The organism is Microbacterium helvum (assembly GCF_014779795.1).
Lineage (GTDB): Bacteria > Actinomycetota > Actinomycetes > Actinomycetales > Microbacteriaceae > Microbacterium > Microbacterium helvum.
This window is the reverse complement of the sequence record NZ_JACXZS010000014.1, coordinates 99,191-113,516: the sequence shown is the minus strand read 5'-3', so window position 1 is coordinate 113,516 and position 14,326 is coordinate 99,191. Positions and strand designations below refer to the sequence as shown.

Below are 14,326 nucleotides of genomic sequence, written 5' to 3'. Positions count from 1 at the left end.
TCAACGGGATCATCGAGCTCCACCGTCGCCTCGCCCGCGGCTACCGCAACCGGCACAACTACCGACTCCGCATGCTCCTCGCCGCCGGTGGCCTCACTCCATGACCCCACCGGATGTCCGAAGAGCCGGTTTGGGGCGGAGTCGCTGCGCCGGTGGGTGCGGCAGGCGCAGGTCGACGCCGGCGATCGGCAGGGCGTCACGTCGAGCGAGTCGGAGAAGATCCGGCAGCTGGAGCGGGAGAACCGGGAGCTGCGTGAGGCGAACGCGGTGGCGGATTCAACCGGTGGTCGCAATGAGTTCCGTGAACTTCTCCGATGGTGTCAGATAGCCGAGTGTTTTGCGTGGTCGACCGTTGAGCGAGTCCTGGATCGCGGTCAGCTCAGCGCGGGTGACGATGCTCAGGTCGGTGCGCTTCGGCAGGTACTGGCGTAGCAGTCCGTTGGTGTTCTCATTGCTTCCGCGCTGCCACGGGGAGTGCGGGTCGCAGAAGTAGATCGGGATACCGGTCGCCGTAGTGAACTCGGCGTGTTTGGCCATCTCCGCGCCCTGGTCCCAGGTGATCGTCCGGGCCAGGGACGACGGCAGCGCCGTGATCGCTTCGCGCATCGCGGCCTCCACCTTGTCGGCGCTCTTCCCATCGGGCAGGTGCAGCAGAAGAGTGAGCCGGGTGCTGCGTTCGACGAGGGTTCCCACGGCGCTGCGACTGTTCTCGCCGAGAATCAAGTCACCTTCCCAGCGCCCCGGTACGGCGCGGTCCTCTATCTCCGCGGGACGCTCGCTGATCATCACCATTCCCGGCAGCCGGCCTCGCCCGTCCGTCGCGGTCCGCGACTTCCGTGCCGCGCGTCCCGACCGCAGGCAGCGGGCGAGCTCGCGGCGCAGCTGCCCGCGTCCCTGCACGAACAGGGACTGGTAGATCGTCTCGTGGCTCACGTGCATCTCCGGGTCGTCGGGATGCTCCAAACGTAAGCGGGCCGCGATCTCCTGCGGCGACCACAGTTGCTCCAGCTGCGTCGTGACAACCTCGAGCAGCCGTCCACGGTCGAGCTTGAACGGCTTCGGTCGGCGGGCCTGCTCCCGCGCGTCCTCGTGCGCCCGCCACGCCGAGTACTCCTCCCGCCCGCCGCCGCGCTTGACCTCGCGGCTGACCGTCGACACCGCGCGTCCCAGGGTGCGCGCGATCGCAGTAAGCGTGTCACCGCGGGCGAGGCCGACCAGGATCTCCTCACGGTCGATGACCGTCAGATGCCCCTCGCGCGGCTCCCAGCCGAATGGTTTCCCGTCGAGATGACGGCCTTCCCTCGCCATGCGGCCGACCATCGGCGCCGTGCAGCCGATCTCGCGGGCGATATCGATGAGCCGCCACCCCTTCGAGTGGAGGCGGAGCGCGAGCTGCTTCTGCTCACGACTGAGATGACCATGTTTGCCCTGCATCGATGCCTCCCGAGATCAGCGCCTGATTCATCTCACAGCACCCTTGCGCTGACCGGTTGAATCCGCCATCTCACATCTCTGATACGACGTGTCGCGGGCTCCGCCGATAGTCGACTGTTCACGAACCTGAGAGCTACACATCTAGGAGGCGTACCGTTCGATCATGGAGACACAGACACGAACGAGCGGCATCGATGTCGCTGCGCTGGGCCTGGGATCAGTGCTGGTGGGTTCGTTGCCTGCTGCGCTGCTGACAGACCACGCCCCGGAGCGTTACACGGTGGAGGCGGTATTCACCCGTCGCCCTGAACGCGACGAGGTGACCGAGATCCTGGGCACCGAGACCCGGGATCGACTCGCGAGGGCGGGCTACCCGACCGTCGAGGTGACGGTCTCGGACCGCCGGCTGGAGATAGCGAACACGAACCTGGAGGAACTCCGGGACGGGCTTGCGGAGGTACTGGCGGATCGCCTGGCAGAGATCAGCGCGGCGGTTCGAGCTCGACAGGATGCCGCAGCAGTCAAGTTCCACGATGCGGCGGAGACAGAGCAGGCCCGCGCCGCTGCCGTGGCGGCGCTCGCGGAGTCCGTCACATTTCAGGTATCCACGTCGGCGGGGGCGCGAGAGACCCCGACAGATCGCGAGCAGATCGACAGTTGGCGAACCGAGGGCGGGCACAGCCGCTGATCACGGCACGCGTGCCCGGCGCGCCCCCACGATCGCGGATGAGTGGGCCGGAGCAGTCGGACGACGGGCGACCGCACGCGGCGGTCGTCTACAACCCGACGAAGGCGCCGCTCGAACGCATCCGCACGGCGGTTGCCGAGCACGAGCGTCAGCTGGCGTGGAAGCCGACACGGTGGTACGAAACCGCGAGCGAGGATGCCGGCCGAGCTGCCGCGGCGCAGGCTGCCGCGGGCGACCCGGCGGTCGTGATCGTCGCCGGCGGCGACGGCACCGTCCGCGCCGCGGCCGCGGAGTTGCGCGACACGGGCATCCCGATTGCGCTGGTCCCCTCCGGCACGGGGAACCGGCTCGCCCGCGACCTCGGCACACCCCTCAACGACATTCCCGCCAGCGTCTCGGTGGCCTTCACCGGGGTCGATCGCACGGTCGATGTCGGTGTCGCGGAGGTCGAGGACGAGGATGGCGTCCGGCAGGCGCACGTGTTCATGGTGATGGCGGGCATCGGACTCGACGCCCAGATGGCGCAGGAGACCAGCGCGGTCGCGAAGAAGCGCCTCGGGTGGTTCGCGTACGTCACGCCGATCGCACGATCGATCGTCGCGAATCGGCTCTTCCACCTGACGTACCGCATCGACGGCGGACGCAGCAGATCCACCCGCGCGCACACCGTCATCGTGGGCAACTGCGGAACCCTCACGGGCAACATGCTGCTGATCCCGGCCGCGGTCATCGACGACGGACTCCTGGATGTCGTCATCATGCGGCCGGCGGGTCCGTTCGGCTGGGCGCAGATCGGAACGAGGCTGACGCTCCAGAGCGCTGCTCGCCGCTCCCCGTTCACCCGGCGATGGCTCTCACGGTCGCCGGACCTTCACGCGCTCGGCTACGTCCAGGGCAGGCAGTTCGAGGTGCGCTTCGAAACCCCTCACGCGGTGGAGCTGGACGGTGACCCTTTCGGGCACGTCGTCCGTGCGCGCATCAGCGTCGCACCGGGTGCGCTGCACGTCCGCGTCGTGGCCCCGCCGTCGACGGCGTCGTGACCCTGCTCGATCAGGGCTTGGGGCGCCGGGCGCGCTGGCGGAGGATCCCGAAGATGAGGGTGCCGACGAAGAGCACGATCCCGATGATGCCCAGCCACATCAGGCCGTCGAAGACGAAACCGACGATCGACAGCACGACCCACGCAACCAGCAGGATGAGAAGGACTGTCCACATGTTCCTCACCGTACGCTCCTCGCCCGACCGAAGACAGAGCTCCGCCCGTGCGCGTACGCTCATGAGCAGGGCACCGAGACCCCGCGCCTGGTCATTCTGAGATGAACGGTGGCGCAAGCGATGTCCACGAGTCCCGACCACCAGCCGGGTGATGCCCTCGAGATCGCCGTGGCCACGCTCACCGCCGCAAGCGACGGCGATCTGTGCTCGCCGTTGTGCGCTGCTGTCTCGATGCCCGGCGCGGTGGTGTCGACACTCGGCTCGCCGATGGGCTCAGAGACGGTGTGTGCCAGCACGAAGCTCGGCGCACGGATCGACGAGATCCAGATCGACCTCGGCGAGGGGCCGTCCTGGGAAGCTCTGCGCACGAGGCTTCCTGTCACGGCGTCCGACCTGCAGGTCGATGGCGGGGCGTTGTGGCCCGGCACATGGGCCGCCCTGCGAGAGCTCGATGTGGGAGCGCTCTTCGCGTTCCCGCTGTATGTCAGCACGCTCGGCATCGGCTCGATCGCCCTCTACTCGATGACCGCCCGCGAGTTGTCCGATGCTGACATCGAACGGATGAGCCGCCTGGCGGCCATCGTCTCGAGCACTCTCCTGACGAGGGCGCTGAACCGTCTCGATGCGCCGGACGACGGTGCGCGGGAGGAACCGTACTCCCGTCGTGAGGTTCACCAGGCGACCGGAATGGTCGCAGCACGGAACAGCATCGGCGTGGACGACGCCCTCCTGCTCCTCCGCGGCCACGCGTTCGCGGCGGGGCGTCCGGTGCGCGACGTCGCGGCGGACGTCATCGCACGCCGGCTCGACCTGAGACTGTGATCCCAAGGCTTAGGATGACGGCATGACGGCGCTCACCCGCGAGCATCAGCTGCTGGGAACCTTCGTCACTCTGGCGGACTCCCTCGTCGACGACTTCGACATCGTCGACGTACTCCAGCGGCTCGTCGACGACTGCATCTCGCTGTTCGACGCGTCGGCTGCCGGCATCCTGCTGCTCAGCCCGTCCAACCGGCTGGAAGTGATCGCCTCCACGAGCGAGCGGAGCGAACTCGTCGAGCTGATGCAGTTGCGCGTCGGCGCGGGGCCCTGCGTCGAGGCGGCGACGGGGGGAGAGGTCGTCTCGGTTGACGACATCGATCAGATCGCCCATCGTTGGCCCGCATTCGCCACCGATGCGCGCGCTTCCGGGTTCTCGTCGATCCATGCGATCCCGCTGCGGCTGCGCGACTCGACGCTGGGATCGCTGAATCTGTTCCGCGATGAGGCCGGCGCGCTGAACGCGGCCGATGCCGCGGCCGCGCAGGCATTGGCCGATATCGCCACCATCAGCATTCTGCAGCAGCGGTTGGTCGAGGAATCCGAGCTCGCACAGGCTCAGCTGCAGCGCGCGCTCGACAGCAGGGTCGTGATCGAGCAGGCCAAGGGATACCTCGCCCAGATGCGGGACATCGACATGGATGAGGCGTTCGCACGGATCCGGAGCCACGCCCGCTCCACACAGACGCGCATCGGCGTCGTCGCGCGCGACGTCATCGACGGGCGACTGTCGCTCTGACTCCTCGATGGCCGGGCGAGCAGCTAGACGGCTTGCCGCTGCTGGAGCAACGGGCACTCGAACGGATCGCGCTCGCCGAGCCCGACTCTGTTGATGTAGCGGACGACGATTCCGTAGGACTGCCAGAGGCCCTTCTCCGTGTAGGGCACACCGTGTTCCTCGCAGAAGGCGCGGATCATCCCCGACGCCTGACGTAGATGCGGTCGAGGCATCGAGGGGAACAGGTGATGCTCGATCTGGTAGTTGAGTCCTCCCATGGCCGTGTCGAGCAGGCGACTGCCACGGATGTTGCGGCTCATCAGCACCTGGCGGTGGAGGAAGTCGACCTTCACGTCGGCCGGGACGAGCGGCATCCCCTTGTGGTTGGGCGCGAACGCCATTCCCATGTAGACGCCGAACAGCCCGAGTTGGACGCCGAGGAAGGCGAAGGCGATCCCTGGGGACAGCACGAGGAAGACGAGCACGACGAACCCGACGATCCGCACTGTGAGGAAGGCGATCTCGATCGGACGGTGTCGCAGCTGCTCACGTGCGAACACGCGCCGCACGCTCGACGCGTGCAGCGAGAGCCCTTCGAGGAGCAGGATCGGGAAGAACAGCACCCCCTGATGGGCGATCAGCCAGCGCAGCGGTCCGCTTCGACTCGCACGCCGCTTGTCGGCCTGCTCGGGGGTGAACGCGATGACCGGGAGTTCGATGTCGGGGTCGCTGCCGATCTTGTTGGGGTTGGCATGATGCCGCGTGTGCTTATGCTGCCACCAGCCGTAGCTCATGCCCACGAGGAGATTGCCCAGGACGAGGCTGGTCCAGTCGTTCCACCGGCCGGAGCGGAAGATCTGGCGATGCGCGGCGTCGTGCCCGAGCATCGCGACCTGGGTGAGCAGGACGGCGAGGACGGCGCCGGTGACCAACTGCCACCAGGTGTCGCCGAGGAGCACGAAGACGGCGAGCACGCTCGCGATGACGATCGGCGCTGCGATGAGCTTGGTCCAGTAGTACCCGTAGCGGCGCCGCATGAGGCCGCTTCCTGTCACCGTCTGCGATAGCTCGGTGTAGAGGTTCGGCGCTTTCGGGGTCGTGGACCGCACGCTGGAGGCGATCGACCCGGCAGTGTTGATGGCCATTTCGTGCTCCTGTCAGATGTAGCGCACGGCGTGCGCCGAATGACAGGGTCTAGGCCATCTGACCTCAGATTACGCCCCTTCCCGAGTGTGGGTGTCGGCATGCAGCAAACACGAAGGCGATCCCCTCGAATTCGCTGCAGGGCTACCGAGCCATGCGCGCGAGAAGCTCGTCGACCTCGATCGAGCACACGCCGATACGCGAGTCTCCGATGCCGATCGGGACCCAGACCACACCGTCCACGATGAGCCCGCCACACGAGTACACGACGTTGGGCACGTAGCCGTCGCGACGGTCGTCGATCGGTTGCACGATCGGAGTGGCGGTCTGTCCGAGGACGATCGTCGGGTCGTCGAGGTCGAGGAGCAGCGCTCCGAGGGAGTATCTGCGCATCGGGCCCACTCCGTGAACGAGCACGATCCAGCCGTGCGGTGTCTCCAGTGGTGGGCCGCAGTTGCCGGTCTGCACGATCTCCCAAGGTTCCGACGGGGGGTGGACGGTACCGGCCTGGTTCCAGATCACGCCGTCGTGGGACTCCGCCAGCGAGATGTTCTCGCCGTCGGTGCGGCTCAGCGCGAGATACCTGCCCGCCACGGGTCGAGGGAACAGAGCCATCCCCTTGTCCTGGGCAGCATCGCCGGTCAGGCGATGGATGTCGAACTCGCGCAGATCCGAGGTGACGATCAGCCGTGGGGCGATGGTGCGACCGTCGTACGCGGTGTAGGTGCCGCGGTAGTGGGTGGTCCCGGCGAGGCCGGTGAATCGCACGAATCGCGCGTCTTCCATCCCGTGCCGTTCCTCTGCCGCGACAGGGGTGAGCACACGCTGGCTGAGGGACGTCTCGGCAGAGAACACGGCACGGTAGACGGAGTTCGTCAGCTCGCGCAGCGCCTCGATGTGCCGAGCGCTGTCCGCACGCCGAGAGAGCGCCTTCGGCAGGCGTGTCACTGAGGCCTCGACGTCTGACACGGTGAACCGGTCGTCAAGCCCTTGCAGCACGTTGTGCGAGATCTCATTGACGAGCCCCGCCTCTTCGACTGCGGCGCGGAAATGGGCGATGCTCCAGTCTCCTTCGTCGATCCGCGCCCGCCACAGCGGCAGCATCCGATCCAGGAATGTCCAGCGGCGGCCGGGACCGATGATGGCTTCGGCGAATTCGATGGAGGAACGGTGCCCCTCCCCGATGGCGCGGAGAGCTACCGCGACACGCAGCTGCCCGGGAGCCAACCCTGTCTGGTCGGGATGCTCGATCGCGCTGGGGTTGCACAGAGCGGCTCCTTCGACGGCGTACTCCGCCGTGAAACTCGCGCCGAGCACCAGACGACGCGCGACGCTGAGGTCGACCGGGTCTGCCAGGCGGGAGCTCACGACGGCGGCGTTCTCCAGGAACAGCGCGCGGATGTCGGGATGCCGCGAACCGAAGTCATGTGTCAGCTCGGCCGCGAGCGCATCGATGCGATCGTCCGGTATCGCGATGACGCGCGCGATGATCTCGCCGGCGCGAGAGTGCTCGGCGGACCACTCCTCGCCCGGGAGGAACAGCTGGGCGATCACCCGGTCCGGCTGCGGTGTCAGCCCTGTCGCGTGGATGCGGGTCGTCATGGCGCTGTCAACAGACCGTGTCGGAGAGCTTGCTGGTAGGTGCTCAACGCGGCCAATGTCGATTCGGCGCCTCGGTTCTCGTTCCTGCCGCCGGGTTCTAGCCCGTCGAAGCCGGCGCCGGTCTCGGCATCGAACATGATGGTCCCGCTGTCGTTGAGACCGGTGAACCAACGCCACGCGAGCGCGATCGGAGGGAGCCACACCGGGTCGCCGGTGACAGCGTGCGCCGTGGCGCACGCGTCCGCGAGCGCGGCGAGCTCCAGCGGCTGCTGATCGAACGACGGACCCTTCTCCCCGGGTCCGCGCCCTGCCGTCCCGGTCACGGAGAATCGGTCGTCCGACATCTCCACGGAGAGCAGGAAGTCGAGCATCTGCAGCCCCTGGGTCGTGGCCGCAAGGTCGTCGAGAGCACTGCCTGCGGCGATCAGCGCTTCGGCGATGGAGGCGTTCCCATAGCCGAGGCGACGTTCGGGCCACTGCCACGATGGATCCGGCAGGTCGGGCATCGCCCGGATGTACTCCCGGAGAAGTGTCCGGGCGATGTGGTCGTCGGCGCGCACGCGCACGATCTCCGCCGCACCGAGGGCCGCGTAGGCGAGGGTCCGCAGACTCGTCGACCGCTCGCGGGCGGCGATCCGGAACGTCCGCAGGGCGCGAGCACGGGTCCACGGGTCGCCCCGCTGCGCGGCGATCGTGCCGAGCGCCCACAGCAGTCGTCCCCACCAGTCGCCCATGGCCGGGTTGTCGGACCACTCGCCGTCAGCATTCATCCGGTTGTGCGCGAGACCGTCTGCGCGCACCGCCGACTCCAGGAAACGCAGATAGGTCGCAGCCAGTCGCCGGAGCTCGACGGTCTGCTGCCGCTCGCGCGCGACCACGATCAGCGCGCGCGCCACATCGTCGACGCAGTATCCGTGTTCGCGGCGAGGTGCGGCAAGGAGAGCGTGCTCGAAGATGCCGTTGTGATCCGTTAGTGCGCAGAGGTGATCGTATGGCGGGGAGGGGACGATCATGCTGCCCTGCCGGCGGCGAGCCTCGCTGTCACGGTACGGTAGCGGTCGGCGACCGCGGACCATGTCGTCTCGTTCGTCTCGCGGAGCGCTGTTTCGCGCATGCGATCGGCGACGGCGGTGCCGGTGATGATCTCGCGCAGCGCCCGCGCCGTGGCGTCAGGGTTCTGGTGCGGGACCACGATCCCGGCTCCGCTCGACAACAGCTCCACAGCGTGAGGGAATGCCGTGGCGACGACGGGAACGCCGGCTGCAACGGCTTCGGCAAGGACGCCGGAGGTCGCCTGGTCGACAGAGTCGTACGGGAGGAGCACGACATCCGCCGACGCGATCAGCGCGGCGAGCTGGGACGCCTCGAGGTAGCGGCCGTCGATGCGGACCGACGACCCGATGCCGAGGTCGCCCGCGAGACCCGCGAGCATGGTGCGGTAGCTCTCCCCGGCATGCGCGAGCACCTTGGGGTGCGTCTGTCCAGCGACGAGGTACTCGACAGTCGGCGTGATGTCCGTGAGCTGCGCCATGGCCCGGATGCCCCACTCGATGCCCTTGCCGGGCGAGAGGAGGCCCCACGTGACGACGCGGCGGCCGCTGTGCGGCTTCGATTCGCGGAGAGCCACATGCTGCACGCCGTGCGGGATGACGCGAACTCGGGCGAGATCGACCGCGTAGATCGCGGCGAGGTTGTCACGGGCGTGGGTCGTCATCACGACCACCACGGACGCGAGTCGGCACACTTCTTCGAGCACCTCCCGCTGGTGCTGCGTGGGTGCCACGAGCACGGTGTGGAGCACGACGACGGCGGGGATCCGCAGTGCGGCGAGCACATCGAGGACCTGATCACCGTCGCGGCCGCCGTAGATCCCGTATTCGTGCTGCACGATCACGACGTCGCACGCATTGAGGGCCATGGTCGCGCGCAACGTGCTGAGGCTGTCGTCGGCGATCAGGTCGGTGCGCACGCGCGATCGCACGCGAGGATCGTGCCGATCCCGCTCCTCGGGCTGATCGAGCGCACGAACGATGGTGCCCTCGTCGTCGTGCCGGACGAGCGCGGTGGAGAGCGACTCGGTGAATGTGGCCAGCCCGCAGCGGGTCGGCGGAAAGGTGCTGAGGAATCCGTAGTGAGTCACGGCGACGCTCCCTGATGATGCCCGGGGGCAGTCGCCCCAGGCGATGGCGAGACGTCTGCCGGCGGCATCCCTCGTGGAACCACGCCTTCATCGCCGCGGTCCGGTCCACCTCCGGGTTCGCACCCGGACGCTGTGGTTGCACGGTACACGTCTGACCTGGACGTCGTCACAGGGTCAGCGAGCCAGCACGGTCTCGTAGACGCTCAGGTACTCGTCGACCATCCGCTCCACGCCGAATCGCGCGATGGCGCGTTCGTGGACGCGACGGCGGTCCAGCGACGCGACGGCCGGGAGAGCCGAGATCGCCTCGTCGATCGTGGCCACGGTGCTGCCCGTCACACCCTCGTCGATGACCTCCGCCATCGATCCCCGGCGGTACGCGAGAGCCGGCGTTCCGCACATCATCGATTCGGCCACCGAGAGCCCGAACGGCTCGTCGAAGTCGATCGGGTGCAGCAGTGCGGCGGCGTGACCGAGGACGCGCGCGCGTTCCTCGGGTGCCACGGCGCCGAGGAAGACGACGCGGTCCCCGTCGATGTGGGGCTCCACCTCGTCGCGGAAGTAGTCGACATGCTGGACGAGGCCGCAGATCACCAGCCGGCGGCCGGCCCGTCGCGCGATCTCGATCGCCGTAGCGGTGCCCTTGTCGGGGTGGATGCGTCCGAACGACACCAGGTAGTCGTCCGGCTCGGGTACGTACGGGAGTTCCTCGGGATCGATCCCGTGGTGGATCGTCGCGAGGTACTCCAGGCCAGGGGAGCGGTCGGCGTCGGAGATGGAGACGAACGTCGAAGCCGAGGCGAGATACGCGGGCAGGATCGCGGGACCGGAGAAGCCGTGGATCGTCGTGACCATCGGGGCGGACCACTGGGCGGTGAAGGCGAGCGGCAGCCAGTCGAGCTGGTTGTGCACGAGATCGTATTCGCTCGACCGTTCCAGCGCGTGTGCGACGTGAAGCGCCTCCCACACCCGGCCGTCCATCGTCGGGTCCTCCGCGTAGCCGTGCGGCGCGACGGCATCGAGGTCGCCGCCGGTGATCGAGTCGGCGGTGGCGAACAGCGTCACGTCTACCCCGCGACGCACCAGCCCGTCGGTCAGCAGGCTCGTCACGCGCTCCCACGGTCCATAACTGATCGGCGGCGTCCGCCAGGCGATGGGACCGAGCATCGCGACCTTCACTCGAGCACTCGTCGGTTCGTCGCGGTGGCCGGCACGTCGCTGCCGTTCGTCTGTGCCTGTGCGCTCATGGTCGGACGTTACGCCCCCATCCTGGATGGCTCACAGCTCGAGTCGGCTCGTGCGCCCGACGCACGACTCCGCGAGCACTTCGGGCTGCTCGCGCTCGGCCCCCACTCGCGCCTGCCGCATGGGACGATGAGGCATGGAACAGTCATCACGCGCCCGCTCGTGCGCCGTGGGAGATCTCGACGACTTCGACATCGACCACCGTGTTTCGTTCGCGCGCCCTCCGAGCCACAGCAGTTCACGACCTCGCGTGAGCGGTCGCCTCAAGCGCATCAGGGGTGTGGACTACCTGATGGGTAACATGCGTCGCCCAGGCATTGAACTCGTGGTCGCCTTTCCGCGACAGCTCGGCGGCGAGGTCGCGGACGTCTTCGGTCCGCTGCCCCTGACATATCTGGTCGAGGTGGGGCAGCCGATGCAGGACCTTCGCAAACCGTTCGCGTACTGAACGGCATCATGCGGAGCTTGCTCGCACTCACGTCGCGATCCTGAAAGACCGTGATCTTCCGCGTGTGCCGCCGGCGGCCGATGGGCCGACCGACTCTTCTTCCCTGAACGAGGGCGTGAACAATGCGTGAACAAGTGCCGGGATCGTCTGCAGTCGCATGCAGTGTCTGATGCCTCGATACCCGCGTGATTGCAGGCGAACGCAGGGTTTGAGATCACGCTCTACTGGGGTGTGATGTCTCAGGACTTCGGTGACAGGTCGTGTCTCACGACATCGGTGACAGTTCTCGTCCTCGGGGGCCTCGGGGTTTGCAGTTGCCGACGTACTTGATTCCGGGCGGCGGCCAGTTGTGCTCGGCGAGGAGGGTGCCGCGGTCGTCGAAGATCATGATGCCGGCGGCTTCGTAGATCACGTAGACGTCCTGCCCGCGCAGTGGGTAGCTGACGTTGAAGATGACGCCGCGCGCTTTGATCGACCCGTTCGGGTGGACGGTCGCGACCCGGATGCCGTCGCGGAGGCGGCCATTCGGCGACGGCGCCGGCGGGAGTGGGTCGTGCGGCTTCCGCGGCAACGGTCGGGGCCTGGGTGGTGCAGCCTTCGGCGTCGCGTCCCACGCAGCCTGCGGGGTGATCCGGTCGGGGAGCGCCTGGTGTGGGCGGTCGGTGTTGTAGATGTGGTCGAACTGGTCGATCTGTGCCTGCAGTTCCCGCAGGTTCGCGGCGATGGGCTGCTTGTCGAGGTAGCGGAACAGGGTCTGATGGAACCGTTCGTTCTTGCCTTGCGTGGTCGGCTTGTAGGGCTTCCCGGTGATCGGTTCAACCCCGAGCCCGGTGACGTACTCGACGAGCTGCCCGATGATGCCGCGTCGGGACGGGTTCAGGGCGATGCCGTTGTCGGAGAGCAGTCGCTGAGGCACCCCGTGCTTCTTGATCGCCTTGCGCACGACTCGGATCGCATCACGGGAGGTCTCCCCGGTCGCGGCATGGGAGGCGACCGCGTAGCGAGAGTGGTCGTCGATGAGCTGGAAGATCACACACTTACGTCCGCCCACGAGGACGTACTCGGTCGCGTCCAGCTGCCAGCACGCGTTCGGCGCCGGATACACGAACCGGCGATACGCGGCCCGCGGCTTCTTCCGAGGTTCCGCCCGAGCCACGCCAGTCTCTCGGAAGATCCGCGCCAATGCCGCGATCGACGGCACCGGGGTCATCCCGAGGGAGCGCATCTTGTCGTGCACACTGATCGGGCCGTGATCCAGACCGGAGGACTCCAACGCGGCCCGCACCGCGACCGCCTGCTTCTTGACCTCGGCGGCGATCGTCGTCGGGCTGGTCTTCGGGCGACGTGAACGAGGCTCCAGCGCCGCCGCCTGCCCCTCCACCAGGGCGCGCTTGCGGATCGCGTAGAACGTCTTGCGCGAGATCGAGTGCTCCGCACAGAACGTCGTCACCGCACCCCGCGGCGCATCCAGCGGCCACTGCGCGATCGCGAGACGGACACGAGGATCGACAGGCTCAACGCGACTCATCCCCAACAGATAGAGGAGAAGTGTCACCACCAAGGAGCTCGAAAGCGTTACCGATGTCCTGATGCAGGATCGTCACCGATGTCCTGACACATGACACTCAGGATGTGAGGGGCGGCCAGTGTGTCGATTGCTCAGGTCGGTCCGCGCCCCGAGCGCGCGGGGTCGTGTGGGTGTCCGCCGTCAGCTCGCGAGATTCGCAGGTTTGACGCGGGTTTCGTCGAGCAGAGGGCGATGCCGCCCCTTTCGTAGTCCTCCCTGCGGTGGGGCATCGGCGCCGCGAGCGAATCGGTGGGTGCGATCAGTTCGGCCAGTCCGGATTCCAGGTCAGCAAGGTATTGGCTTCTCCCGGTGACGCACGTGGATTCGCCTGCGACCGACTAACCCAAGCAGCCCGGACGATGACGCGTGATTTCGGACTTACATCTCCCATGCTTCCTTCGCTCCGCGGAATCGCTTGCTGCCGCTCGAGGGAGGGCATCGCTGCTTCGGAAGCATTCTTGCCACCGAATTGCTTGATGAGCAACACTCGGTATATGAAAAGTCTTGCAGATGGTGCATCTGATGTTCACTACGTCGGGGTGGGTGATATTGCCGGGGGGATGCGGGCCGTCGGCGTTGAGCCAGGTGACGTCATCCTCGTACATTGCGCACTGTCATCCTTCGGCACCGTCGTGGGAGGCGAGCAGGCGGTCGTTGAAGCGTTGCGTCTTGTCGTCGGCCCGATGGGGACCATCGTCATGCCCTCGCAGAGTTGGCATCTCTGCCACCCGGACTACCTGGACGATCCCGCGCTCGACGGCGCGGCTCGCGCACGGACAAGGGAGCTCCTTCCAGCCTTCGATCCGGCCTTGACTCCGACGCGAACCATGGGCCGAGTCGCTGAGCTGTTCCGCACCCAGCCAGGAGTTCTGCGCAGCGCTCATCCCCACCGTTCCTTTGCCGCACAAGGGCTCGAGGCTGAAGGGATCGTCAACGAGCACCCAGTGGACGAGCCTTTCGGAGAGCGTTCCCCGCTCGCTCGGCTGTACGCCATGGGGGCCAAGGTCGTACTCCTCGGGGTGGGCTACGAATCGTGCACGGCGCTACACCTGGCTGAGTCCCGGGCAGGAGGTCCGGAGCGGGCGCGTGTGCGCAACGGCGCGCCGCTGCTGATCAATGGGCAGCGAACCTGGGTCGACTGGGATGAGCCGGTCGTTGACGACCAGCATTTCGCCAGTATCGGCGCCAAGTTCGATGATGCAGGCGGTTCCCGGAGTGTAAGGATCGGGGCTGCCGAGTGCCGAGTGATGGAGCTGGCCCGCCTGGTGGACTTCGCCCAACGGCGACTCTGATTCAGCCGACTTTAC

General features: G+C 67.3%; 14 protein-coding genes and 1 pseudogene. 7 read left to right on the top strand and 8 right to left on the bottom strand.

Annotation, left to right across the window (positions count from 1 at the left end; translation table 11 throughout):
- Positions 1-87 precede the first annotated feature (87 nt).
- Positions 88-270: pseudogene (locus tag IF188_RS20310) on the top strand (transposase); the annotation flags it as partial.
- Between the two features lie 6 nt (positions 271-276).
- Here IF188_RS20310 and IF188_RS18270 read toward each other — a convergent pair.
- The gene (locus IF188_RS18270; RefSeq protein ID WP_191173238.1) at positions 277-1,434 is read right to left on the bottom strand and encodes an IS30 family transposase; all 1,158 of its coding nucleotides are present in this window, start codon (positions 1,432-1,434) and stop codon (positions 277-279) included.
- 163 nt (positions 1,435-1,597) lie between these two features.
- On the opposite strand from IF188_RS18270, the gene IF188_RS18265 reads away from it, so the two are divergent.
- Together IF188_RS18265 and IF188_RS18260 are read left to right on the top strand one after the other, a co-directional pair.
- On the top strand, positions 1,598-2,122 hold the full coding sequence (locus tag IF188_RS18265; protein ID WP_191173237.1) for a hypothetical protein: 525 nt from the start codon (positions 1,598-1,600) through the stop codon (positions 2,120-2,122).
- A gap of 38 nt (positions 2,123-2,160) precedes the next feature.
- Positions 2,161-3,162, top strand: coding sequence for a diacylglycerol/lipid kinase family protein (locus IF188_RS18260; RefSeq protein WP_191173236.1), 1,002 nt, complete (start codon positions 2,161-2,163; stop codon positions 3,160-3,162).
- A 10-nt stretch (positions 3,163-3,172) separates the two neighbouring features.
- On the opposite strand, the gene IF188_RS18255 is transcribed toward IF188_RS18260, so the two are convergent.
- Entirely contained in the window at positions 3,173-3,337 is a 165-nt protein-coding gene (locus tag IF188_RS18255) for a hypothetical protein (protein ID WP_191173235.1), read from the bottom strand.
- Positions 3,338-3,457: 120 nt separating this feature from the next.
- On the opposite strand from IF188_RS18255, the gene IF188_RS18250 reads away from it, so the two are divergent.
- Positions 3,458-4,159, top strand: a complete 702-nt coding sequence (locus tag IF188_RS18250) for a GAF and ANTAR domain-containing protein (protein WP_191173234.1) — start codon at positions 3,458-3,460, stop codon at positions 4,157-4,159.
- 22 nt (positions 4,160-4,181) lie between these two features.
- Complete coding sequence (locus IF188_RS18245) at positions 4,182-4,895, top strand: GAF and ANTAR domain-containing protein (RefSeq protein ID WP_018170308.1); 714 nt, start codon at positions 4,182-4,184, stop codon at positions 4,893-4,895.
- Between the two features lie 23 nt (positions 4,896-4,918).
- On the opposite strand, the gene IF188_RS18240 is transcribed toward IF188_RS18245, so the two are convergent.
- The 5 genes from IF188_RS18240 to IF188_RS18220 form a co-directional block, all read right to left on the bottom strand.
- Positions 4,919-6,019: a fatty acid desaturase family protein gene (locus IF188_RS18240; RefSeq protein ID WP_191173233.1), complete on the bottom strand. Its 1,101-nt coding sequence runs from the start codon at positions 6,017-6,019 to the stop codon at positions 4,919-4,921.
- A 142-nt stretch (positions 6,020-6,161) separates the two neighbouring features.
- A complete protein-coding gene (locus IF188_RS18235) occupies positions 6,162-7,619 on the bottom strand; it encodes a glycoside hydrolase family 130 protein (protein ID WP_191173232.1) in 1,458 nt (485 codons plus the stop codon).
- On the bottom strand, positions 7,616-8,515 hold the full coding sequence (locus tag IF188_RS18230) for a glycosyltransferase (RefSeq protein WP_318152938.1): 900 nt from the start codon (positions 8,513-8,515) through the stop codon (positions 7,616-7,618). The genes IF188_RS18235 and IF188_RS18230 overlap by 4 nt, the downstream gene beginning before the upstream one ends.
- Positions 8,516-8,628: 113 nt before the next feature.
- Entirely contained in the window at positions 8,629-9,759 is a 1,131-nt protein-coding gene (locus tag IF188_RS18225) for a glycosyltransferase (RefSeq protein ID WP_191173230.1), read from the bottom strand.
- 174 nt (positions 9,760-9,933) lie between these two features.
- Positions 9,934-10,938 carry a glycosyltransferase family 4 protein gene (locus IF188_RS18220; RefSeq protein ID WP_191173229.1) on the bottom strand — a complete coding sequence of 335 codons (1,005 nt, stop codon included), beginning with the start codon at positions 10,936-10,938 and terminating at the stop codon, positions 9,934-9,936.
- A 358-nt stretch (positions 10,939-11,296) separates the two neighbouring features.
- Between IF188_RS18220 and IF188_RS18215 the strand changes: the two genes are divergently transcribed.
- A complete protein-coding gene (locus tag IF188_RS18215) occupies positions 11,297-11,452 on the top strand; it encodes a hypothetical protein (protein WP_191173228.1) in 156 nt (51 codons plus the stop codon).
- A 265-nt stretch (positions 11,453-11,717) separates the two neighbouring features.
- Here IF188_RS18215 and IF188_RS18210 read toward each other — a convergent pair whose 3' ends face one another.
- On the bottom strand, positions 11,718-12,980 hold the full coding sequence (locus tag IF188_RS18210; RefSeq protein ID WP_191173227.1) for an integrase core domain-containing protein: 1,263 nt from the start codon (positions 12,978-12,980) through the stop codon (positions 11,718-11,720).
- Between the two features lie 515 nt (positions 12,981-13,495).
- On the opposite strand from IF188_RS18210, the gene IF188_RS18205 reads away from it, so the two are divergent.
- Complete coding sequence (locus tag IF188_RS18205) at positions 13,496-14,311, top strand: aminoglycoside N(3)-acetyltransferase (protein WP_224752105.1); 816 nt, start codon at positions 13,496-13,498, stop codon at positions 14,309-14,311.
- The last annotated feature ends 15 nt before the right edge of the window (positions 14,312-14,326 follow it).

Excerpts from the sequence above, each read along its gene's own strand:
- IF188_RS18270 (WP_191173238.1), bottom strand. The coding sequence starts at position 1,434 with ATGCAGGGCAAACATGGTCATCTCAGTCGTGAGCAGAAGCAGCTCGCG.
- IF188_RS18265 (WP_191173237.1), top strand. The coding sequence starts at position 1,598 with ATGGAGACACAGACACGAACGAGCGGCATCGATGTCGCTGCGCTGGGC.
- IF188_RS18260 (WP_191173236.1), top strand. The coding sequence starts at position 2,161 with ATGAGTGGGCCGGAGCAGTCGGACGACGGGCGACCGCACGCGGCGGTC.
- IF188_RS18255 (WP_191173235.1), bottom strand. The coding sequence starts at position 3,337 with ATGTGGACAGTCCTTCTCATCCTGCTGGTTGCGTGGGTCGTGCTGTCG.
- IF188_RS18250 (WP_191173234.1), top strand. The coding sequence starts at position 3,458 with ATGTCCACGAGTCCCGACCACCAGCCGGGTGATGCCCTCGAGATCGCC.
- IF188_RS18245 (WP_018170308.1), top strand. The coding sequence starts at position 4,182 with ATGACGGCGCTCACCCGCGAGCATCAGCTGCTGGGAACCTTCGTCACT.
- IF188_RS18240 (WP_191173233.1), bottom strand. The coding sequence starts at position 6,019 with ATGGCCATCAACACTGCCGGGTCGATCGCCTCCAGCGTGCGGTCCACG.
- IF188_RS18235 (WP_191173232.1), bottom strand. The coding sequence starts at position 7,619 with ATGACGACCCGCATCCACGCGACAGGGCTGACACCGCAGCCGGACCGG.
- IF188_RS18215 (WP_191173228.1), top strand. The coding sequence starts at position 11,297 with ATGGGTAACATGCGTCGCCCAGGCATTGAACTCGTGGTCGCCTTTCCG.
- IF188_RS18210 (WP_191173227.1), bottom strand. The coding sequence starts at position 12,980 with ATGAGTCGCGTTGAGCCTGTCGATCCTCGTGTCCGTCTCGCGATCGCG.
- IF188_RS18205 (WP_224752105.1), top strand. The coding sequence starts at position 13,496 with ATGAGCAACACTCGGTATATGAAAAGTCTTGCAGATGGTGCATCTGAT.